Below are 21714 nucleotides of genomic sequence, written 5' to 3'. Positions count from 1 at the left end.
GGTTCCGCTGATCCCGGGCCAGTAGACCTGCCAATGCGGTAACACCTCGGAGCGCAACGCGCCCATCGCACGAAGAACCAGGTAGTCTGCGGACAGTCGGCGGTTGGCCCCTGCGGGCGCGGTTGAGAGCGGGAGTAGTGTCATGCAGGAAATAGATTCGCTGCTTGCGAGTCAGGATCACTTTCGCGCCCCCCGCGAGCACGGTCATGTGGGCGGGTGCCGGCATATCCGTAGATGCCCCGACCTCGCTTCTACCGGGAAATGGCTACACGACGCGCGCTTTGGATGACTGTTTCACCGGCGTGTCAAGTGAGGAGATCGCAGAGATCTTCAAGAGAGTCGGCATGCCGGGCGGGTATCCGCGCTTCGAGACCGTGCTGGGTGTGGTTGCGGATATGTATGGCGTGCAGGGGTTGGGGTATGTGCTGTCGGACTTGCTGGCGGCCACACCGAATGATCTGCATGACTTCTTTGCCCGACATGTCGCAAAGGGTGGGCGGCATGTGACAGCCAATATTGATAAAGCCATTGAGAGGTCTCTCGAATCGCTGGGCTTCGGTGATGCGTCGGATCGTATTCTGCATTTTCATGGTGCCGCCGAGGATGTAGCCGAACTGGCGGGCCTCGGTATAACCCTGGCGAATATTGAGAACGGGTTTGATGAATCTGTGGCTGCTGCGATGAGTGAGGTCATGGCCCGCGCCGACGTGGATTCGGTGGTGATAATGGGGTACTCGGGGCTGGACTACTTTGATGTTGACCCGTATTTGCGCTCCGATCGAGGCAGGGCTGCATTCAAGAACAAGTCGGTGTTGTGGGTCCTTCATGACCACACGAGTCCCGAGTTGCGAAGAGAGGACGAATATCGTAATCCGGCGATCGTGGCGATGCGGTCTGCGGGCGCCGATGTCACGGTGGTCCGTGGCGCTACGCGCAGGGTTGCCAATAGGCTCGCAAATAAATGGTGGCGGGGCCCGGTGCCCGAGTCTTCCCCGGCAGGTGTTGCGTCCGCGGTCAGCTCAGCAGCGATAGAGCCATTCGTGCCGACTGGGCCGTACAGCCGGGAATCGGCAACAATCGAGCTGTTGGCAAGGCTGGGTTGGTGTGGACGGATGATGGAGCTGCTGAAAAGTAATCCGGGGCTGGCGGACCGGCGTACATACCTGCAGTTCGCGGATTCGGCCTGGGATGCGGGGGAGTATCACATCGCCGAGAGAATGTGGAGGGCTGCGTACTCCGGCCAGACGAACGATGAACGAATCCAACGCGCTGAGCGTGTTGCGGCCTGCCAGTGGATAAGAGGCAGATACCGGCAGGCCATGAGTGGGCTGCTGGTGCTTGCCGATGCGATCGATCGCCTGCCCGAAGATGAAGTTTCGCTGCCTGCTAGACTCAAGGTTGCCGATACGCTCGTTCGTTTGCTTGAACAGATGCGACGTCTGCCGGACGTCAGGCGCTATGTGACATCGGAAGTCAGGGAACGTGCGCGGGACCTGCTTCCCTCACCGGTGCAGATGCGCGGTGAGGCCCTGGATCTACGGCGACGCGTCGAAGTATCTAGGGCGAAGTTGGAGGCGGACTCGGAGGAACAGGAAGAATTGAATGAGAAGGTGTCTATGGAGCATGCCAGCTCATCGTCGATGACGCGAATGTTGACTTATAGACAGGGGTGGCTGCGCGCGGCTCAAGACAGACGCATGAGCCGCATGCTGGCCGGTGAGCGAGTAGATGATGAGGCATGGCGGAAAGAGTACCGTGAGGTCGCGCTTAGACTTCGGGCAATCGGTGCCCGCGGGAACGCCGCGAGAGTCTTCATGCTGCCGCGGGCCACGGAGGTTTGGCCCCTGCGCGCACCGCTAGAGATGTTCCGAATGCGGGTTCGTTACACCTTTTATCATCGCATTCGTATGGCGGCCCATATAGTTGTCAGTGACTTGGAGTTCAGGCGGCGGTTGGCCACGACCAAGCGCCGTGGCGGATGAGCCGAAGCGCCTGTTACTGTCTGCGCATGCAGCAGCTTGTTCCCGATGACGCCCACAGGCATGGCGAGAGCCCGCTGACGGTCTCCGATGTGGAGGCGATACTGCGCGCGGCCGCTCCGCCACAGTTGGCCGAGTCCTGGGACTCCAACCGCCTGATCTGTGGGGACCCGGGCGAACCGGTGCGAAGCATCCTGCTGGCTGTCGACCCGGTCGCCGCGGTTGTGGATGAGGCGATCGAAGACGGCGTTGACATGGTTATCACACACCATCCCCTGTATTTGCGCGGAACCGATCACGTCTCGGCGACCGATCCCAAAGGGAGAGTGGTGCACCGGCTCATCCGTGCTGGCATAGCCCTGGCCAACGCGCACACTTCCCTCGACGCCGCCCATGGGGGCGTGGCCGACGCGCTCGCCTCACGCGTCGGGCTCCTTGACACTCGGCCCCTGCGGCCCGACCCCACCGATTCGACTTTAGGGATTGGCCGCGTGGGCGTGCTCGCCACGCCGACCCGTCTACGAGACTTCGCCGTCGACGTCGCCACGGCGCTGCCGGACTCAGCCCCCGGCCTGTTGGTCGGGGGAGACCCCGAGGCGCTTGTGGAGACCGTCGCGGTGTCGGGCGGTGCGGGAGACTCCCTGCTGGAAGCCGCCCGCACCGCGAAGGCCGATGTCTTCCTGACAGCCGACCTGCGGCACCACCCGGCCAGCGAACATCTGGAGGCCGGACGCCCGTACCTGCTGTGCGGTACCCACTGGGCCACCGAATGGGTGGGACTGGGGCCGCTAGCCGCCAGGCTTGAGAGCGCAGCGGCCGCGCGCGGGCATACAATCTCAGCACGCGTGTCGCAGATTGTCACCGACCCGTGGGTGCTGCGTCTAAGCACCGGCCCGTGACCCGTCGTCTTTGCGGCCATCCAGAATTCGATATCCGCCCCGACTGACCACAGAAGGACCAAGCCGTGACCAACGCCCCCCTCCACCGACAGCGGCTGCTCATAGATCTGCAGCAGGTCGACTCACAGCTCGCCCGCCTCACTCATGAGCGCAAGCACTTGCCCATACTTGAACGCATTGAGGCCACAGTGGAACGTCTGAAGGCCAATCGACGCCGGGCGGTCATGGCGGCGGCAGCGCTCGATGAGGCACAGGCCAACGCCAAGACGCGGGAGGAGGAGGTGGATCAGGTCGTGCACCGCGCGCAGGTGCTGCGCGAGCGCCTCACCTCCGGAGCTGCCGCCGCTCGTGATCTGCCTGCGATTCAGTCGGAGATTGACCAGCTAGGGCGCCGCCAAGCAGTTTTGGAGGAGGCACAGATCCAGGCGATGGAGGCGCTTGAGGAGGCACGCGCGGAGGCCGAAGGTGCCGCTGCTGAGGAGCAGGAGATTCGGGCCGGAGGCCGCGAGCTGACAGCTTTGCGCGACGCAGACTTCGCCCGTCTCGATGCGGAGATTGCCGACGCCCGCACTAAGCGCGCCGATCTCGCCGCCGCCATAGGCGAGGATCTGCTCGCGGAATACGAGACGGTGCGAGCCGCCACCGGTGGCCTGGGGGCGGTGGCACTGTACGGGCGCCGGGTAGAAGGGGGCAGCGTGGAGATCAGCCCGCAGGAGTACGCCCGGATCGCTGCTGCGCCCCAGGACCGAGTCATCCACGCCGAGGAAAGCGACGTGATCGTGGTCCGGATGGAGGACTGATCACTCCTTCGATTCGTCCGCCCCGCATCGCCTTTGCGTCCCCACCCGGGATTGTCGACTCTGCCCGGCGCCCGGCGCGCTGACTGGCCGCGGTGAGGCCAGCCGGGACCGGCTCCCTCACCTGTCCCGCGTCCCAGACACCACCCCAACCGGCACGCCCCCAATCGAAAGAGCCCCCTTAACAGGGCTAACGCTCAGCCTTGCCGGTGACCTAGAATCAACAACGCGGACAAGTCGACCGGGCGGCCGCGGTACCGCCGGGATGCCGGCGGATCGAGGAACGTCCGGGCTCCACAGAGCAGGGCGGTGGCTAACAGCCACCCGGGGTGACCCGCGGGACAGTGCCACAGAGAATAGACCGCCGGCTTCGGTCGGTGAGGGTGAAACGGTGGGGTAAGAGCCCACCAGCGTGACGGGTGACCGCCACGGCTGGGTAAACCCCGCCCGGAGCAAGACCGCGTAGCAGGTGCCCGCCGTCAGGCGGAAAGGGTTGCTCGCCCGAACCTGCGGGTAGGTCGCGTGAGGTCACCGGCAACGGTGATCCAAGATGGATGGTCGCCACCGCCAGGCCGGTAACGGTCGGCGGCAACAGAACCCGGCGTACAGGTCGGCTCGTCCGCATCCATGACTGACGGCTACGGCGGTCCCGCCCCATCCGGGTGCGGGACCGCCGTAGCCGTCATGTAGCCAGCCGAGGCTGTTGGTGACTGTCAGAAGGACTTCGCCTGGAAGTACCTCTCGTCGTTGCCGTAGAAGACCTCAACCGCGAACACGCCCTCCTCGGCTTTGGCATCCGCCTCACTGAGGAGGAATACGAAGTAGCCGGTTACGGAGCCCCCATCACGCGGTTGGTCCTGGAAACGGAACTCACTGTTCAGGAGCATCTTGTCCTGGCGGGAAGTGGTGTTGCCGTCCTTGACGAAGTCGACCTTCACCTTGTAGCCGTCCAACTGACCCTTGCCGTGGTAGATCGCCGTCACTGGAACCCGCATGTACACGTTGCCGTCGCCCGGCTCGGTCCAGAAGAGATCGCCGGCATCAGCCTTGACAGCACTGGTGGCATCCCACTCCACTGAGCCGACCTTGATCTCAACCGTCGCGTTTGGGTCGGTGGAGTCGTAGTCACCGGCCTCGAAGATGAACGAATCATTCTCGGGGTCAATCGCGGTGCTCACCGTAGCGCCCTTGTCCGAGGAGGAGTCGCCCCCCTGGTTCGGCGTCGAGGCGTTCTTGCTGGGCTCGGGCGCCGGGTCATCCTCGGTCGGCTCGGGCGTCGGATCGTCCTCGGTCGGCTTAGACGTGGAATCGTCGTTGGAAGCGGTGGAAGAGGATGTGGCGCTCGCGCGGCTGTCATCGTTGTCGTCGTTGCCGCGAGTAAGCGCCACGATGATGCCGATAACCAGCGCGATAATCACCACGGCGATGATGGTCCAGAACCACCACTGCTTGGTGACCGGTTTGTTGCCTCCCGGTGGGGCACCCTGACCGACATCAATCGGCTGCCAGCCAGCGGCCTGTGGGGAGACTCCCGGAGCCTGCTGCTGGTTGTGGTACGGCGTGGGGGACTGGGCGTAGTTCATGTTGGCTGCATACGGGCTGCCTCCTCCTGCGTAGTCGCCGGAGGGCGCCGACGCCGACTGACCGGTCGGGTCCGCGACAGGCGCAGAGGAGCCGGTTGGCACCGCCTGGGTGGGAGCCCAACCGGCATCGGCTGCGGATCCTGTCTGGGGGGCTGAGTTCGCGGGAGCGCCGGGCGCGGAGTCCTCCACCCACAGCTGCCAGCCTTCAGGGGCCGGACCCCAGGCGGGGTCGGGCTGCCAGCCCGCGGGCGGGTTGAAGCCCTCGGGGGGCGCCGGCCAGTTCGGCGGCGGGTTGAAGCGCAATGCCATTGGTAACTACCTCCGGGGAACGGGGATGCATGTTGTCAGGCGATGCCGAGACCCGTCGTCCCGGGCACGTCATGGGCAAGAATCTACACGGATACGATCGTCTGCGTAGCCCCCAAACGGTAGAATCCTCGGGTAGAGCTCCCCAACTAGATTTTGATCACGTTCTCAGCAGGTCTGACCGCTGTGGCAGGACGGGCTGCATGCCGACTCGCGCACACCTGAGTAGGCCAGTTTCGGCGTGCTCAGGGTAGCGTGAGGATTTCGGCGCCATCGTCGGTGACCACCAGCGTGTGCTCGAACTGGGCGGTAAGGGAGCGGTCCTTGGTGACCACGGTCCAACCGTCGTCCCACTGCTCCCAGTCCTCGGTGCCCAGAGTGAGCATCGGCTCGATGGTGAAGACCATACCTACTTCCATGACGTCGTTGAAGCGGGGGGCCGAGTCGTAGTGGGGGATGATCAGACCCGAGTGAAAGGCCTCACCGACGCCGTGCCCGGTGTAGTCCCGTACCACGCCGTAGTTGAAGCGCTTGGCGTACTTCTCAATAACTCGGCCGATCACATTGACCTCGCGGCCCGGTTTCACCGCTTTGATCCCACGTTCCATCGCGGCGCGAGTGCGCTCGATCAGCAGCGCCGTCTCCTCATCGACCTGGCCGACCGCGAAGGTGGCATTCGTGTCGCCGTGCACGCCGTCGAGGTAGGCCGTCACATCCAAGTTGATCAGGTCCCCCTCCTGCAGGACGGTTGAGTCCGGGATGCCGTGGCAGATCACCTCGTTGATGGAGGTGCAGATCGACTTGGGGAAGCCCATGTACCCCAGGCAGGACGGGTAGGCGTGGTGATCGCACATGTACTCGTGCGCGATACGGTCTAGCTCATCGGTGGCGACACCGGGCGCTATCGCCTCGGCGGCCTGGGCCAGGGCCCGGGCCGCGATCCGTCCCGCAGCCCGAATACGCTCGACCGTCTCGGCATCTTTCACGTCGGAGGCCGTAACCCGTTCGGGGCCGTCGTGGAACATGTACTCCGGGCGGGCGATGGATGCGGGCACATGCCGCTCGGGGGAGAGCGTGCCTTTGGTCAGGGCGCCACGCGGCGCCCTGACCGCCGGTGAGGTCGTGGGTGTAGTCATGGCGTCAGCATAGGAGCACGCGCACCGGGGGAGGGAGACGACCATGTCCCCGCGCCTTGTGCGGTCGGAGCTATTATAATTGACTGCCGATAGTAATTCGGTCGACTACCACCCACCTTTTGGGGTGAGGAGACTGCATGAGCATTGCCAACACGCTACTGAGCTCCAAACTCAGTCCGCGGCGCTTCGCCGCGGGGCGCGACGCTGCGGTTGGCATTGCCATACGATTGCGGCATGGCGACGATCTACTTGGTGCGGCACGGCCGCACCGTGCTGAATGAACAACGTCGTACCCAGGGCGCCGTCGACTCCCCGCTTACACCCGAGGGCCGTGTGGGCGCCGAGATCTGCCGGGACTACCTGGCAGACGTTCGCTTCTCCCACGCCTACTTCAGCCCACAGGGACGGGTCCAGGAAACCGGTAGCATTCTGTTGCAGGCTCATCCCGGGATTACCCCGGTGAACCTGACCGGCTTGCGCGAATACAATTACGGCATCTACGACGGTGGGCCCGATCCGATGATGCATGCCGCCCTGCCGGCGGAGCAGCACCTGCCGGCCGTGCTGACCGGTGCCCATCCGGGCGTCCCTGGAGGCATCACTGCCCGGGAGTACCTGGCCGATGTCGACGGCGCTATCGCCAGAGTGATGGCCGATCTACGCGCGCTTGGCCAGGACGCGCACGGGGAGGCGAACGTGTTGGTGGTCTCCCACGGTATGACGCTGATGACCATCATGGCGCGCTGGGTGGGGCTGGAGATCTACAGCATGGCGCCCATGGCCAACTGCGCTGTTACTACCGTGGAGGTCACGCCTGCCGCAGTCGACGGTGCCCCACGGTTGCTGGCTTGGGCCGAGGACCCGGCGAATCAGGGGATCACCTACTCGGTGCGGGATATTAGCGACGCATTTAAGGGAGTGGTGCCCGTGCCCATTGACTGGGAGCACCCGGAGGGCCTGCCGGCGGGAGGGCGCCTCGCCACGCGGGCAGAGGCGTGAACCCATGTCCGGCGCCTCCCAGCCGGAGCCGGTGAGAACCGGTTGGACGCGGTCGGATCAGGTGGGACGAACCGTTGGCGCCGGGGATTGCTTCGCTGCCGGACTCACGCCTCGAAGGCCTCCGCGGCACCGGGAAATGAGGTGTCACGCACCGCGGCGTTGTACTCCTGGGCGGCCTGTTGCAAAGCCTGGCCGATCTGCCCGAAGCGACGCACGAACCGCGGTTTCCACTCGGTCATGCCAGCCATATCCGTCCACACCAGTACCTGGCCGTCGCAGTCGACTCCGGCGCCGATGCCGATGGTCGGTACCGCCAAGGCACGTGTAATCCGTGCCGCCACCGGTGCTGGCACCATCTCCAGCACGACGGCTACTGCGCCGGCGTCTGCTAGTGCCCGGGCATCGGTCAGGAGCGCTTCCTGCGCTTCTTCTCCGCGACCCTGCACGCGGAATCCTCCGAGTTTGTTGACCGACTGCGGGGTGAATCCGAGGTGGCCGGCCACTGGGATACCCGCCTGTGACAGAGCCCGTACCGTTGCCTCCCGGGGACGTCCGCCCTCAAGCTTGACAGCGTTGGCGCCCACGCGCATGAGCCGTACGGCACTGGCCAGGGCCTGCTCCGGTCCGGCCTCGTAGGTGCCAAAGGGAAGGTCCGCCACCACCAGGGCCCGGGTGGTGGCGCTGGCTACTGAACGGGTGGCCACCACCATTTCATCCAGGGTGACCGGCATGGTGGAGTCGTAGCCGAGCATCACATTGCCCAGCGAGTCGCCCACTAGCAGCATGTCGGTGCCCGCTGCGTCGAGGATGCGCGCGGTGACCGCGTCGTATGCAGTGAGCATGGTCAACTTCTCGCCCTGCTGCTTCGCGCTCAGCAGGTGGTGCACGCGCACCTTCTTGACCTGTGAGATCTGCCGTTCCGCTGCGGCCGGAGTAGCGGCTTCGGAGGTCGGGCGCTCGGCGGGGGAGGCACCGGCCGCGGCGGCATCTGCGGATGGCTGGTCGGAAGCGGAAGTGCTCATGCCCGGAGCCTACTCGCGGATGCGGGCGGACTGCCTCGGGACCCAAGGCGACGCAACAGGTGGACCCCTGCCTGCGCAGGCGGTCAGCAGCGCCCACTCTTTGATAGCCACGATGGGCAGTGGAGCGTCGTTGTTCGAGCTGGTCCCTGGGAGGGTCAGCGTCTGCGAGTCCTTCTCTAAGACTGACAACGGGAGGATGAACCCGGGAGTCTGGGGGATGCCGAGCCTGGCGTGAGTCATCGGGTGTTCACTGGCAGCGCTGTTTGAGGCTGCAGACGGGCACGGGCCGCACGACTCGTAGACATGGTGGACACGGTGTGTCAGCGACGCTGTTGCCGGTGTGACGGTTGAGGTCTGCACGCTTACGCTGTCGCGACCATTTCGGCCGATCCGGTTATTCGTTGAATTTTCGCCGAATTCTGAATTCGGGCTGTAGCTGGCGCGAGTCTCCTGCGTGCGCCGGAGGCCTTGCCGCACATGGGAGACTCGCCGGCGTCTCGAACCCGGTGTGAAAACCGCGGAATCATGCGGATTACCCAATCAAGTCCGATCCTTAAGCGTGCGGCGAGCGTGAGAGTCTGGCCGATCCTGCGGTCAGGAATGCACAGAGATGGGAGGCAGCGGGCTCTTCCGGTTTGAGGGTGTGATGGGGGATGGCTGCGGGGTCAGGTGCGCGGGGTGGCGGTGACGCTCACCGTGCCCCCATGGGTGTTGCACGACCTCGGGTCGTGCAGTGCCGCCCGGGGTCTGCATTAACACTGCCCTGCCGGCCGCCTGCCTAAAGCACGCATCCGCGCCCCCACCCACCAACTAACACCGAACGACGCCCCCGAACCACATACATCCGCGCCGATAACCCGTGCATGGTCGCGCCCAGCCGCGCACGCCGCACCGGCGCGCGAAACCTGAGCGCCCCAACCACCCGATAGGCTGGCCGAGCAGCCCGGCGGCGCCGGCCCGCGGTGGGTCGGTGCCGGTCGGCTCCGCGTAAGGAGGCATTGAAGACATCATGGACAAGCAGCAGGAATACGTTCTGCGTGCCATCGAGGAACGCGACATACGCTTCATCCGACTGTGGTTCACGGATGTTCTCGGTCAGCTCAAGTCGGTGGCGATTGCTCCGGCTGAGGTCGAGGGCGCCTTCGAGGAGGGCATCGGCTTCGACGGCTCCGCCATTGAGGGGCTCACACGCGTGTTCGAGTCAGACATGCTGCTGTCCCCTGACCCCTCCACCTTCCAGATGCTGCCGTGGCGGGAGGAGGTCAACAGCGTCGCCCGCATGTTCTGCGATGTGCTGACCCCCGACGGTGAGCCCGCCCGCACCGATCCGCGTGCGGTGCTCGAGCGGCAACTGGCCCGTGTGGCCGATGCCGGTTTCACCTGCTATGTCCACCCCGAGATCGAGTTCTATCTGGTTGACCGCGATGCGGACGGTCGCATCATCCCCACCGACCACGCAGGCTACTTCGATCATGTACCCGGCGGCACGGCACACGAGTTCCGCCGCCATGCCATCCTCATGCTCGAACAGATGGGCATCTCGGTGGAGTTCTCCCATCACGAGGGTGGCCCGGGGCAAAATGAGATCGACCTGCGCTTCGCCGACGCCCTGTCCATGGCCGACAACATCATGACCTTCCGCGCGGTCGTACAGGAGGTGGCCTTGCAGGAGGGCTGCCAGGCCACCTTCATGCCCAAGCCTTTCATCGGCCAACCCGGCAGCGGTATGCACACCCACTTCTCCTTGTTTGAGGGCGACCGCAACGCCTTCCACGACCCTGCCGGGCAGTATCAGCTCTCGGGCACCGGACGCGCCTTCATCGCGGGACTGCTGCGCCACGCAAACGAGATCTGCGCGGTGACCAACCAGCACGTGAACTCCTACAAGCGTCTTTGGGGCGGTGACGAGGCCCCCAGCTACGTGTGCTGGGGCCACAACAACCGCTCCGCTCTGGTCCGCGTGCCCATGCACAAGCCTGGCAAGGCCCAGTCCGCCCGCATCGAGTACCGCGGCATCGACTCCTCCGCCAACCCCTACCTGGCCTTCGCGGTGATCCTCGCCGCGGGCCTGAAGGGCATTGAGGAGGGTTACGAGCTGCCCGCCGAGGCCGAGGACACCGTCTGGGCTCTGTCCGAGCTGGAACGTAAATCGCTCGGTATCGGCGCGTTGCCAACCTCCCTGAAGAGCGCAGTTGCCGCCATGGCCGATTCCGATCTTGTGGCCGACACCCTGGGAGAGGACGCCTTCGAGTTCTTCAGGCGCAATAAGCGCCGCGAGTACTTGGCCTATGACGCCCAGGTCACTGATTTCGAGATCGGCCAGTTCTTCCCGAGACTGTGATCGCCTATGGCCACTAACCGGGAACATGCGGATGAGCGTCCGGAAGCGGTTACTAGCGGCCCAACCCGCGGTCCTGACCAGCGCGGAGGGGAACGCCGGCCCAGCACCCGGACACGGCTGCTGTGGGCTGGCTTCGCCGAGGTCGATCGTGCATACGGCCTGCTGAATGATCCGGCGCTCACACCGTTCCTACCGTCTGTCGCCAGTTTGACGGACTCAGACGCCCCCGGTGAGCCGGCCGGGCTGGATTCGGCCCGTGGGCGGCTGGTGGATGAGCTCGGTCGCACCGCTGATCCGGACTTGGCGCTGCTGACCCTCGTACGCCTGGCAGAGGCCTGCACTGTGATCGGGGATGAGGACGGCGCCCATGAATGCCTCGGAGCTCCCGCCCGCGCACTGCGCGGGATACTGCACGCCGCCGCCTCAGCCGCCCGCACCCCATCGGCTCCCGGCGGCCGGGATGACCTGCAGGAACCCGCGCTTCCCTCTCCACTCGCTCCCCAATCGCCGCGCTTGGCCCACCTGCACCGCTTACTGGCCGTGATCGGTTCCTCCCGAGCTCTTGGCGACTTCCTGATCACCCACCCCGAACACCTGGACGCTCTCGCTCCCGAACACGCCTGGGACGCCCCCGGACAGCCCGGCGCCCTCGCCGTGCTTCGCGGAGCGGTCACCCGGGTCTTGCCCCAGGCACCTGCGCCCGTGGAAGAAGCGACCGCCGCGCGGGCGATCAGTGCGCTGCGCGTCGCCTACCGCAGCCGGCTGCTGGCCGTAGTCGCCGACGATCTGACCAGTGCCAGTCCGCTGGTGCACATGCCGGACGTCGGTAGACGTATGACTGAATTGGCTGATGCGGCCCTGGATAGTGCCCTGATGATTGCTCGCGCCATGATCGGTCCGGCTGCCGCCGATGTGGCCATGGCGATAATCGCCATGGGCAAGGCCGGCGCTTGCGAACTTAACTACATCTCCGATGTGGACGTGGTCTACGTGGTGGCCCCGGCCCGGTCCGGGCAAGGCGTCGTGTCGCCGGCCGAGGACGAGGCGCAGGAGCAGACGGTGCTGCGGGTGGGAGCACAGATCGCCGCGCAGATTGCGCATATCACCTCCGGGTCAGGTGCAGAGCCTCCGCTATGGCCGCTGGACACGGCGCTGCGCCCCGAGGGCAGGGACGGCGTGCTTGTACGCACCCTCGGCTCGCACCTGACCTATTACGAGCGTTGGGCCTCCTCCTGGGAGTTTCAGGCTTTGCTAAAGGCGCGGGCCTGCGCCGGCGACCGGGAGCTGGGGGCCGCGTATGAGGCTGGAGTCGCCCCCTTCGTCTGGTCGGCAAGTCGCCGGGAGAACTTCGTTGATGACGCACGCGCTATGCGTCGCCGGGTCGAGAATGAATCCGCCCAGCCGGGCCCGGATGATCGCCGTATCAAACTTGGGCCCGGCGGCCTACGCGACGTGGAGTTCACCGTGCAGCTGCTCCAGCTCGTGCATGGCCGGGCGGACGAGGGACTGCGCGTGCGCGGCACGCTGGACGCGCTTATGCAGTTGTCGGCCGGCGGCTACGTGGGCCGGTCAGACGCCGCCGAGCTTGGTGACTGCTACCGGATGTTGCGGCTGCTGGAGCACCGCGCCCAGCTGCTGCGCATGCGCCGCACCCATGAGCTGCCAGCTGGGGATGCGGATCTCCGCTGCCTGGGACGGGGGATAGACCGGCGCAAACTCGGCGAACCGGCGGCCGTGCGCAAGCTGTTTGACTCCGTGCGCCGCCGCGTGCGAGCACTGCATGAGGAGATCTACTACCGGCCGCTGCTCAGCGCCGCCGCCAGCCTGAGCACCGAAGAGCTGACGCTCACCCCCGATGCCGCCCGAGAACGGCTCGCGGCCTTCGGCTACCTGGATCCCGATGGCGCCTTGCATCACATCCAGGCTCTCACCGAGGGGGTCAGCCGCCGCGCCGCCATTCAGCGGCAGCTGCTGCCCGTGATCATCGGCTGGATAGGGCAGGGACCCGACCCCGACGCCGGTCTGCTGTCCTTCCGCCGACTGTCGGAGTCCATCGGCGGGTCCCACTGGTATCTAGCCATGCTGCGGGACTCACCGGTGGCCGCCCGCCGCCTGTGCCAGGTGCTGGCGGGCGCCCGGTGGACAACCGACCGGCTGGCCGAGCGCCCTGAGTCGATCGCCTGGCTCGATGACGACGCCGAACTTACCCCCCGTCCGCCCGGCAGCATTTGTGCCGAGACAAGCCGGGTACTGCGCCGCCGTGCCTTCACCGCCGCAGATGCCGTCGGCCTGGAGCAGCAGGCCGGCGAGGCCATTCGCGCCGTGATGGGGGTGCGCACACGTGAACTCATCCGGGCCGCGCTGGCGGACTCTCTGGACGGCGTCGATCCCGGCCGCGCCGCCCGGATCATCGGCGACGCGACCGATGCCGTCCTGGGGGCGGCCCTGACGGTGGCCACCGGACTGGTAATCGCCGAGCGCGACGGGCAGGACGCGGTCGCCGCCGGACCTGATCCGGATGGGACCTGGCCCGCGGCTAACGCCTCCCACGCGATCATTGCCATGGGGCGCCTGGGTGGGCGGGAGATCACCTACACCTCAGATGCGGACGTGCTGTTCGTGCATGAGCCGCGCCCCGAAGCCGACATCGAAGCGGCGGCCGCCGAGGCGGAGGCAGTCGCCAAGTGGGTGGCCCGGCTTTTGGCTCAGGCCCGCCCACATCCCCTGGTGGTGGACACTGGGCTGCGGCCGGAGGGACGCCAGGGGCCGGTATCCCGCTCCCTGTCCTCCTACGCCGAGTACTACCAGCGTTGGGGATCGGTGTGGGAGCGTCAGGCCCTGCTGCGCGCCCGCGCCTGCGCAGGCGATCAGCGACTCGGCGCGCGCTTTGAGGAGCTCATTAACCCGCTACGCTGGAGCTCGGAGGGACTCGACGAGGCGGGGCTGCGGGAGATCCGGCGGCTGAAAGCCCGTATGGAGGCCGAGCGGCTGCCACGAGGCGCCGACCCGAGCCGGCATGTCAAGCTCGGTCCGGGCGGGCTGTCGGACGTGGAGTGGTCTGCCCAGGTGCTGCAACTGACACAGGCGGACCACGTGCCGGGCTTGCGCACCACCTCGACCCTGGAGGCGTTGTCCGCGGCCACGCAGGCGGGCCTGATCGGGGTGGACGACGCCAGCAAGCTCACCGCCGCCTGGGTGCTGTCCTCCCGGGTGCGTGCCGCCGCTGTGCTCGGCACCGGTCGGGAGGGCGGGGAACGGGTGCAGGTGCTGCCCACAGACCAGCGCGAGATCCGCCTGGTAGCGCGTCTGCTGGGTATCCCGGCGGGTAGCGAGCGCGACCTTGAGGATGTCTACCGGCGCACCGCCAGACATGCCCGGCGCGTAGTTGAACGCGTGGTGTTCGGGGACGCCGGGCCCACGGCTCCGTCGCAGGCGGACCGATTGCGGTCCGCACCCGCGCACTCTCAACGGGCACATGCGGGCTCGGACAGGGGTGGTGACGCCACGAAGTTGGCCGCAGGCCGGAGCGGTCGTGGTCCCCGCACCTCCGTACGCCGACGCAGTAACGGTCCCTACCCGTGGTCCTGACGGCGACGTCGGCGGCGAGACCCTGGCAGGATAGGCGCCGTGAAGCTTCTTCTTGTCCGTCACGGCCGCACAATCGCGAATGTCGCCGGCGCGTTGGACACCGCATTCCCCGGAAACTGTCTGGATGCCGTCGGAGTGGAGCAGGCCTCCCTGCTGCCTGCGCGTCTGGAGTCGAGCGGCGACCTGGACGCCATTTCGTCCCTGTGGGTTTCCCCGATTCAGCGGGCCCGGGAGACTATCGCGCCGATTGAGCGGGCCACGGGCCTGGCGGCCCGCATCCGTCCCGGCCTGCGAGAGGTGCTGGCCGGGGATATGGAGATGAACACCGACGTGCGCTCGGTGGCCTGCTACACCGACACAACCCGGTCCTGGATGGTTGGGCGCACAGCGGCGCGCATACCCGGCAGCCCCGAGGACGGCGCGGATACTTTTGCCCGCTTCAACGGCGTTATTGAGGAGATCTATAACTCCACCCGCACAGGCGGAACCGCCCTGTTGGTGGCTCACGGCACCATCCTGCGCCTTTGGGTGGCGCTGGCGGCGGCCGCCGCCGGGGGAGTGGATCCCGCCTGGATCGCCGAGCATCCCATGCGCAACACCGCCGTAAGCGTGGTGGAGGGCGACCCGCAGTTAGGCTGGCGGCTGGTCGACTGGGACGAGGGCACCTGGCGGGCCGACGCCGTCGGTTGAGCCCGGAAGGGTGCCCCGGAGAGCTGAGGGCATTGGACGTCAAGTGCTGGGCGGCGCCGTTCACAATACGGACGCGAGGAAGGCCTGGGTGCGCTCCTGAGTGGGATGGTCCAATACCTCGACCGGGTTGCCAGACTCGCACACCGACCCACCGTCCATGAAGATCAGCTGATCCCCGACCTCCCGGGCGAAGCCCATCTCGTGGGTGACCACTACCATGGTCATGCCGTCCGCGGCCAGATCTTTCATCACCTGCAGCACCTCCCCGACGAGTTCCGGGTCCAGGGCGGAGGTGGGCTCATCGAAGAGCATCAGCTCCGGATCCATCGCCAGCGCCCGGGCGATCGCCACCCGCTGCTGCTGCCCACCCGACAGCTGCGAGGGGTAGTGGTCCAACCGGTCGCCCAGCCCCACCCGATCCAGTAGCTGAATGCCGCGTGCGCGGGCCTGCTCCCTGGGCATGTGCCGCACATGGATCGGAGCCTCAATGACATTGCCCAGGGCGGTCATATGGGGGAACAGGTTGAAGCGCTGGAAGACCATGCCGATCTTGGATCGCTGCGCGGCGCGCTGCTTGTCCGTCAGGGCATGCAGCTGCACAGTCCCGTCCGGGCGCCGGACCTCCCGCATGCCGATCAGCTCCCCGTCCACCCACACACGCCCGGCGTCAATGGTTTCCAGCTCATTGATGCAGCGCAGCAGCGTGGACTTGCCGGACCCGGACGGTCCCACCAGCACCGTCACCGAACCGGGCTCGACTGTCAGGTCGATGCCCTTAAGGACATGCAACTCGCCGAAGAATTTGTGCAGTCCGGCGATTCGCACCTTAGGCGTTACCGACTGGTTGGGGTATGGGTCTGTGCTCGATGTGCTCACGGAGTGACCTCCAGGAAGGGGTTGTCCTTGGTGGTGTGGGAGTCGAGGATGGCCTGCTGGCGCGCGGACATGCCCCGCCTGCCATTGGATCTGCTGGAGCCGTCGAAGCCGCGCCCAAAATAGCGCTCGATGTAGTGCTGCCCCACCATCAGGATCGAGGTGATGATGATGTACCACAGGGCCGCCACGATCAGCAGGGGAATCGGCTGGTAGGTGTAGGAGGCGTAGGAGTTGGTGACGAAGGTCAGGTCCAGGGTGAAGGGAACCGCCAGCACCAGGGAAGTAGTTTTTAGCATGGAGATCGTCTCGTTGCCGGTGGGCGGCACGATCACCCGCATGGCTTGCGGCAGCACGATGCGTCGCAGTATCTGTCCCTTGTTCATACCCAGGGCGCCCGCCGCCTCGGTCTGTCCGGGGTCCACGCTGGCCAGGCCGGAGCGGACGATCTCCGACAGGTAGGCGCCCTCGTTGATGCCCAGCCCCAGTACGGCGGCGACGAAGGGGGTGAAGACTGTGGTGGTGCGGAAGGTGATCAATTCCGGACCGAATGGCACGCCCAGGCTCAGGTACTGGTACAGGGCCGACAGTGCCCCCCAGAACACCAGCTGAGTGTAGATCGGCGTGCCCCGGAAGAACCACAGGTAGGCCAGGGCCACTGCGCGCAGCACCGGATTGGAGGACTGGCGCATAACCGCCGTCGTCACCGCCAGGATGATGCCGATGAACATGGCCATGAAGGTCAGCAGAAGCGTCCAACCTACGGCCCGCACCACATGCACCTCCCGGAAGAAGAACCACACCGTGCTCCAGTGGAACTTCTCATTGGTCAGCAGCGCATGGATCAGCATCGCGCCCAGGACAGCCACGATTGTGGCACTGATCCAGGTGCCGGGGCGGGGTACCGGCTTCAGGCGATTGAGCTGCACCGACTGCTCGGCCACAGGAGCGGGGGAATGAGGGGCTGCTTTCATGTTCATCACTGCTCCACGTTCGGGTTGAGTTCGGCCGTGGCGAGTGCGGCATCCCTAATGCCCCACGCCTCCAGGATCTCTTCCCAGAGTCCCTCATCCATGAGGTACTGCACGGCCGCCTGGAGGGCGGCGTTGAAGTCCGGATCGGCCTTGGTAAGGACGATTCCCTGGGGGAGGGCGTCCTCGACCTCACCGACGGTCTCCAAGGCCCCATCGGTCAGTTCGACGGCGTATCCGGCCACCGTGGAGTCGGAATAGACCGCGTCGATCACATGCCCGATCAACCCGGTGGTCGCCTCGGACTGGGTGGAGTAGGAGCGCACGGAGATGGCCGGCAGGCCGGCCGCGGTGCAGGCCGCGGAATCGGCATTCATTGCCTCCTCCTGGGCGGTGCCGGTCTGCACCCCGATGGTCAGGCCGCACAGATTCATATGGTCTGAGGGGTCCACGCCCTCCGGGTTGCCGGCCACCACGTTGAAGCGCGAGCCCACGTTGATGTATGCGATCATGTCCACCTGCGACTCGCGCTCGGCGGTTATCGTGAACGAAGAGATGCCGGCGTCGTACTTGGAGCCGACGGCGGCGATGATGGAGTCGAACTCAGCGGTGTGCGTGATTGTGTCCACTCCCAGGACCGCGGCTATCGCCTTGGTCAGGTCGACGTCGTAGCCGATGGCGGTGCCATCGGTGTCCAGGAACTCAGCGGGCGCGTAGTCGGTGGAGGCGGCCACATCCAGCACGCCGTCGGCCAGAGCGCCGTCGGGAAGCATGTCGATGATGTCCTGCTGCGCCTGAATGCCGGAGGTGTCATACCCGGTGAAGACGGCGTCCTCGCCCTCCCGGGCGGTCCTCCAGTCGGCGGCGTTGGTACAGGCGGACAACGGGACCATCAACGACGCCGCTAGACACAGCCCAGTAGCGACATGCGCGCTCAACGTGCGGGCCGATCTCATCGTGGCTCCTTACGGTCGAGGACTACAACCACCGTTAGGATATCCAGATGAGGGTATATATATGCAAATAGCTGTTCGGAGGATCACTGAGACGCCGCTTACAGGTCGTAGTAGAGCTCGAACTCGTACGGATGGGGCCGCTGGCGCATGGGGGCGATCTCGTTGGTGCGCTTGTAGTCCACCCAGGTCTCGATCAGGTCTGGGGTGAATACGTCGCCCTCACTTAAGTAGTCGTGGTCGGCCTCCAGGGCCTCAAGCGCCTCGTCCAGCGTGCCCGGCAGCTTGTCGATGTCGTGGTAGTCCTCGGGTGCCAGCTCGTACAGGTCCTTGTCAACGGGCTCGCGCGGCTCTATCCGATTGCGGATGCCGTCAATGCCGGCCATGAGCGTGGCGGCGAAGGCCAGGTAGGGGTTGGCCGACGGGTCGGGCACGCGGTACTCGATGCGCTTGGCCTTGGGGGAGGAGCCGGTAACCGGGATGCGGATACAGGCGGAGCGGTTACGTGCCGAATACACCAGGTTCACCGGTGCCTCGAATCCAGGCACCAGTCGGTGGAAGGAGTTGACCGACGGGTTAGTGAAGGCCAGCAGGCTGGGTGCGTGGCGCAGGATCCCGCCGATATACCAGCGGGCCAGGTCGGAGAGCTGCCCGTAGCCGCGCTCATCGAAGAAGAGGGGCTTGCCGTCCTTCCACAGGGAGTGGTGAGTGTGCATGCCCGAGCCGTTGTCGCCGAAGATCGGCTTGGGCATGAAGGTGGCGGTCTTGCCGTTGCGCCAGGCCTCATTCTTCACGATGTACTTGAACTTCATCATGTCGTCACCGGCGGCCAGCAGCGAGGCGAAGCGATAGTTGATCTCCTGCTGCCCGGCGGTGCCCACCTCGTGGTGGGCACGTTCGATCTCGAGGCCGGAGTTGATGCAGGTGCGCACGATCCGGTCGCGCAGGTCGGCCATCTGGTCGTTGGGGGAGACGGGGAAGTAGCCGCCCTTGAAGGCGGTCTTGTACCCCTTGTTGCCGCCGGGTTCATCGCGCCCGGTGTTCCAGGCCGCCTCGGCGGAGTCGATCAGGTAGCGGGTGGAGGCGGGCGTGGTTTCATACTGGATGGAGTCGAAGAGATAGAACTCCGCCTCGGCCCCTATGTAGCAGGTGTCGGCGATGCCGGTGGCGCGCAGGTAGTCCTCCGCCTTGGCGGCGATCGAGCGGGGATCACGGGAGTAGACCACATCGGTGAACGGGTCCACGATCGAGAAGTTGATAACCAGTGTGCGCTGCTCGCGGAAGGGGTCCAAGAAGGCGGTGCTCACATCAGGAATGAGCTTCATGTCCGACTCATGGATGGCGGTGAATCCGCGGATGGAGGAACCGTCGAACATCAGACCGTCGGTGAGTGCTTCATCCTTGAAGGCCGCCACCGGGATGGTGAAGTGCTGCATGACGCCGGGCAGGTCGCAGAAGCGTACGTCCACCAGCTGCACCCCCTCGCGCTCGATGTAGGCCAGCGCTTCTGAAGCGTCACTGAACATGAAGTCCCTCCATACCGGGTGCGTGTTGTTCCTGCCCAATCGTTCCGGGGCTCTCGGCGCGCGCAGGCTAGTGCGACGTGGTGTCGGCGAAGTGCCGCAAGTGTGTCTGCCGTGTTTCGTATGCGGGGATTGTGCGTGGGCTAGATGAGGTCCGGGAGGACTCGCCCCACCGGTCGACGCCGTCGCGGCTCAGCGACCGCGCATGGCGCGGCGGTCGGGACGGATGTTATTGGGGTCTATGTACTTGGGGATCGGCAATCCCTTGGAGGACAGAGAGGACAGGCGTTTGGCAACCCGATCGATTTCGGTGTTGGTCAACTTGGTGGGCTTGGTCGGCAGGCGCCTCATGGTGCGCTCCAGGTGAATCAGCCGTGTCTGGCCTTCTTCGGTGCCCACACTGATCACGTGAACCGGCACCGTGGACAGGATTCGACGCAGCACCCTCTTCTCCTCCTCGACCATGCGCTGCGTACGGGCGGGCGGGCCCTCGGCCACCAGGACCACGCCGGGACGCCCCACCATCCGCCACACGAAGTCCTGAGTCTTCGGGTTTAGGGCGACGGGTTCGGACTCCACATACCAGCCGCGACCGGCCTGGTCGAGCACTGCCTTGACGGCCCCGGGGTGGCCCTCGATCTGCATATAGGAGGCGCGCCGGGTGGTCAGGGACAGTACCAGCATGTCCAGCATTAGCGCGAAGACGACCGCCATCAGCAGCCAGTACCACAGTGCCTGTTCGGTCAGGGACGCCAGCGCGCCTGCCAGGGCCAGCAGGACTACGACGATGCCGAGCAGTGCCCAGCCGATCCACCGGTAACTGCGCCGTGAGATCGTGTATGAGTCCTTGATGTTCTGGGCTACCTGGGCGAGGCGCCGCTTCTTCTTCGGCTGGGCGCTCTGGGCTGTGCTCACAGCCCACACCTTAGCCGACGACGGCGCCTGTCAGGAGGCGGCGCGGCCGGCAAGACCGTCGGCCAGCAGGGCGGCGGCCTCCTGCCGCGCGGTCCCGGGCTCGGCCAGATCCTGCATACTGTCGGGAATGGGCCTGCCGGTGGCGCGCATCGCCCGCGCCCACAGCATGCCGGAGCGGTAGGAGGAACGCACCATCGGTCCGCTCATCGCCGCATTGATCCCCATCTGCTCGGCCAGCTCCGCCAGTTCGACGAACTCCTGGGGCTTGACCCACCGGTCGATTGGATGGTGCAGCTTGGAAGGACGCATGTACTGAGTGATCGTGAGGATATTGACGCCGGCTGACACCAGGTCTCCGATCGCCTGCTCGATCTCAATGCGGGTCTCGCCCATGCCCAGAATCAGGTTGGACTTGGTCAGCAGTCCCGCCTTTGACGCCTGGGAGAGCACCTCCAGACTGCCCTCGTATGAGAATGCGGGACGGATCCGCTTGAAGATGCGTGGGACGGTCTCCAGATTGTGGGCGAACACCTCTGGTTGGGAGGCGAAGACCTCTTGCAGCGCCTCCCGGTTTCCCCGGAAGTCGGGCACAAGCAGCTCGATGCCACAGCCGGGCACTCGCGCATGCACTAGCCGGGCCGTCTCCGCGTAGAGCCAGGCACCGCCGTCGGGCAGGTCATCGCGGCAAACGCCTGTGACCGTGGCGTAGCGCAGCCGCATCTCGGCTACGGAGGCGGCGACCCGGGCGGGCTCGTCGGGGTCGTACTCGGTGGGACGGCCGGTGGCGATGTTGCAGAAGTCGCAGCGCCGAGTGCACAGGCTGCCGGCCACTAAGAAGGAGGCCTCCCGATCATTCCAACATTCGTAGACATTCGGGCAGTTGGCCTCGGCGCACACGGTATGCAGGCCGTGGGCGCGCACCAGGCTGCGCACGTCCTGATAGGTGTCGGTCACCACCGCGCGGGTGCGCAGCCACTTCGGCTTGTGCTCTATCGGTGTCTCGGCGTTGCGGGCCTCCACCCGTAACAGGCGGCGGCCTTCGGGGGCGACGACGTCAGGCACTGGCACTCCTCCGGGACGTAGGACTTCGGACGGCCAGTCTATGCCCACGACGACGAGAAATGGGACTGAGGGCCTAC

16 protein-coding genes and 1 other RNA gene are annotated in these 21714 nt (G+C 65.8%); 8 read left to right on the top strand and 9 right to left on the bottom strand.

Annotation, left to right across the window (positions count from 1 at the left end; translation table 11 throughout):
• Nucleotides 1-281 precede the first annotated feature (281 nt).
• From CWT10_RS08420 to rnpB, 4 genes are all read left to right on the top strand, one after another.
• On the top strand, nt 282-1982 hold the full coding sequence (locus CWT10_RS08420) for a hypothetical protein (RefSeq protein WP_146032391.1): 1701 nt from the start codon (nt 282-284) through the stop codon (nt 1980-1982).
• Between the two features lie 26 nt (nt 1983-2008).
• Nucleotides 2009-2878, top strand: a complete 870-nt coding sequence (locus CWT10_RS08415; RefSeq protein ID WP_174721953.1) for a Nif3-like dinuclear metal center hexameric protein — start codon at nt 2009-2011, stop codon at nt 2876-2878.
• A gap of 65 nt (nt 2879-2943) precedes the next feature.
• Entirely contained in the window at nt 2944-3678 is a 735-nt protein-coding gene (locus CWT10_RS08410; RefSeq protein ID WP_103062783.1) for a zinc ribbon domain-containing protein, read from the top strand.
• 230 nt (nt 3679-3908) lie between these two features.
• An RNA gene (gene rnpB, locus CWT10_RS08405) (RNase P RNA component class A) lies at nt 3909-4297 on the top strand.
• Nucleotides 4298-4388: 91 nt separating this feature from the next.
• Here rnpB and CWT10_RS08400 read toward each other — a convergent pair.
• The gene (locus CWT10_RS08400; protein ID WP_103062784.1) at nt 4389-5567 is read right to left on the bottom strand and encodes a hypothetical protein; all 1179 of its coding nucleotides are present in this window, start codon (nt 5565-5567) and stop codon (nt 4389-4391) included.
• A gap of 242 nt (nt 5568-5809) precedes the next feature.
• On the bottom strand, nt 5810-6700 hold the full coding sequence (map, locus tag CWT10_RS08395) for a type I methionyl aminopeptidase (RefSeq protein ID WP_103062836.1): 891 nt from the start codon (nt 6698-6700) through the stop codon (nt 5810-5812).
• A gap of 234 nt (nt 6701-6934) precedes the next feature.
• On the opposite strand from map, the gene CWT10_RS08390 reads away from it, so the two are divergent.
• On the top strand, nt 6935-7699 hold the full coding sequence (locus CWT10_RS08390; RefSeq protein ID WP_103062785.1) for a histidine phosphatase family protein: 765 nt from the start codon (nt 6935-6937) through the stop codon (nt 7697-7699).
• 104 nt (nt 7700-7803) lie between these two features.
• Here the strand turns inward: CWT10_RS08390 and panB are convergent, their stop codons facing one another.
• Complete coding sequence (gene panB / locus CWT10_RS08385; protein ID WP_103062786.1) at nt 7804-8721, bottom strand: 3-methyl-2-oxobutanoate hydroxymethyltransferase; 918 nt, start codon at nt 8719-8721, stop codon at nt 7804-7806.
• Between the two features lie 1009 nt (nt 8722-9730).
• Between panB and glnA (CWT10_RS08380) the strand changes: the two genes are divergently transcribed.
• The 3 genes from glnA (CWT10_RS08380) to CWT10_RS08370 are packed head-to-tail and all read left to right on the top strand — an operon-like array spanning nt 9731 to nt 15340.
• On the top strand, nt 9731-11062 hold the full coding sequence (gene glnA, locus CWT10_RS08380) for a type I glutamate--ammonia ligase (RefSeq protein ID WP_103062788.1): 1332 nt from the start codon (nt 9731-9733) through the stop codon (nt 11060-11062).
• Between the two features lie 6 nt (nt 11063-11068).
• Nucleotides 11069-14650, top strand: coding sequence for a bifunctional [glutamine synthetase] adenylyltransferase/[glutamine synthetase]-adenylyl-L-tyrosine phosphorylase (locus CWT10_RS08375; protein ID WP_103062789.1), 3582 nt, complete (start codon nt 11069-11071; stop codon nt 14648-14650).
• A 39-nt stretch (nt 14651-14689) separates the two neighbouring features.
• The gene (locus CWT10_RS08370; protein ID WP_103062790.1) at nt 14690-15340 is read left to right on the top strand and encodes a histidine phosphatase family protein; all 651 of its coding nucleotides are present in this window, start codon (nt 14690-14692) and stop codon (nt 15338-15340) included.
• A 60-nt stretch (nt 15341-15400) separates the two neighbouring features.
• Here CWT10_RS08370 and CWT10_RS08365 read toward each other — a convergent pair whose 3' ends face one another.
• The 6 genes from CWT10_RS08365 to lipA form a co-directional block, all read right to left on the bottom strand.
• Nucleotides 15401-16216, bottom strand: coding sequence for an amino acid ABC transporter ATP-binding protein (locus CWT10_RS08365; protein ID WP_103062791.1), 816 nt, complete (start codon nt 16214-16216; stop codon nt 15401-15403).
• Nucleotides 16213-17187, bottom strand: a complete 975-nt coding sequence (locus CWT10_RS08360; protein WP_103062837.1) for an amino acid ABC transporter permease — start codon at nt 17185-17187, stop codon at nt 16213-16215. The genes CWT10_RS08365 and CWT10_RS08360 overlap by 4 nt, the downstream gene beginning before the upstream one ends.
• 5 nt (nt 17188-17192) lie before the next feature.
• On the bottom strand, nt 17193-18140 hold the full coding sequence (locus CWT10_RS08355) for an ABC transporter substrate-binding protein (protein ID WP_103062792.1): 948 nt from the start codon (nt 18138-18140) through the stop codon (nt 17193-17195).
• A gap of 98 nt (nt 18141-18238) precedes the next feature.
• The gene (gene glnA, locus CWT10_RS08350) at nt 18239-19663 is read right to left on the bottom strand and encodes a type I glutamate--ammonia ligase (protein ID WP_103062793.1); all 1425 of its coding nucleotides are present in this window, start codon (nt 19661-19663) and stop codon (nt 18239-18241) included.
• Nucleotides 19664-19852: 189 nt separating this feature from the next.
• Nucleotides 19853-20575 (bottom strand): DUF4191 domain-containing protein, encoded by a 723-nt coding sequence (locus CWT10_RS08345; protein ID WP_103062794.1) that lies wholly within the window; start codon nt 20573-20575, stop codon nt 19853-19855.
• Nucleotides 20576-20605: 30 nt separating this feature from the next.
• A complete protein-coding gene (lipA, locus tag CWT10_RS08340; RefSeq protein ID WP_103062795.1) occupies nt 20606-21637 on the bottom strand; it encodes a lipoyl synthase in 1032 nt (343 codons plus the stop codon).
• Between the last annotated feature and the right edge of the window lie 77 nt (nt 21638-21714).

Origin of the sequence: Actinomyces qiguomingii (assembly GCF_004102025.1) — a bacterium.
GTDB lineage: Bacteria > Actinomycetota > Actinomycetes > Actinomycetales > Actinomycetaceae > Actinomyces > Actinomyces qiguomingii.
Note: the sequence above shows the minus strand (reverse complement) of the source record. Positions and strands in the feature narration are given on the sequence as shown.

What these genes read in the sequence shown, in the direction of transcription:
- CWT10_RS08400 (WP_103062784.1), bottom strand. Translation starts at nt 5,567, where the DNA reads ATGGCATTGCGCTTCAACCCGCCGCCGAACTGGCCGGCGCCCCCCGAG.
- CWT10_RS08355 (WP_103062792.1), bottom strand. Translation starts at nt 18,140, where the DNA reads ATGAGATCGGCCCGCACGTTGAGCGCGCATGTCGCTACTGGGCTGTGT.
- CWT10_RS08375 (WP_103062789.1), top strand. Translation starts at nt 11,069, where the DNA reads ATGGCCACTAACCGGGAACATGCGGATGAGCGTCCGGAAGCGGTTACT.
- map (WP_103062836.1), bottom strand. Translation starts at nt 6,700, where the DNA reads ATGACTACACCCACGACCTCACCGGCGGTCAGGGCGCCGCGTGGCGCC.
- panB (WP_103062786.1), bottom strand. Translation starts at nt 8,721, where the DNA reads ATGAGCACTTCCGCTTCCGACCAGCCATCCGCAGATGCCGCCGCGGCC.
- CWT10_RS08360 (WP_103062837.1), bottom strand. Translation starts at nt 17,187, where the DNA reads ATGAAAGCAGCCCCTCATTCCCCCGCTCCTGTGGCCGAGCAGTCGGTG.
- glnA (WP_103062793.1), bottom strand. Translation starts at nt 19,663, where the DNA reads ATGTTCAGTGACGCTTCAGAAGCGCTGGCCTACATCGAGCGCGAGGGG.
- CWT10_RS08415 (WP_174721953.1), top strand. Translation starts at nt 2,009, where the DNA reads ATGCAGCAGCTTGTTCCCGATGACGCCCACAGGCATGGCGAGAGCCCG.
- CWT10_RS08390 (WP_103062785.1), top strand. Translation starts at nt 6,935, where the DNA reads ATGGCGACGATCTACTTGGTGCGGCACGGCCGCACCGTGCTGAATGAA.
- glnA (WP_103062788.1), top strand. Translation starts at nt 9,731, where the DNA reads ATGGACAAGCAGCAGGAATACGTTCTGCGTGCCATCGAGGAACGCGAC.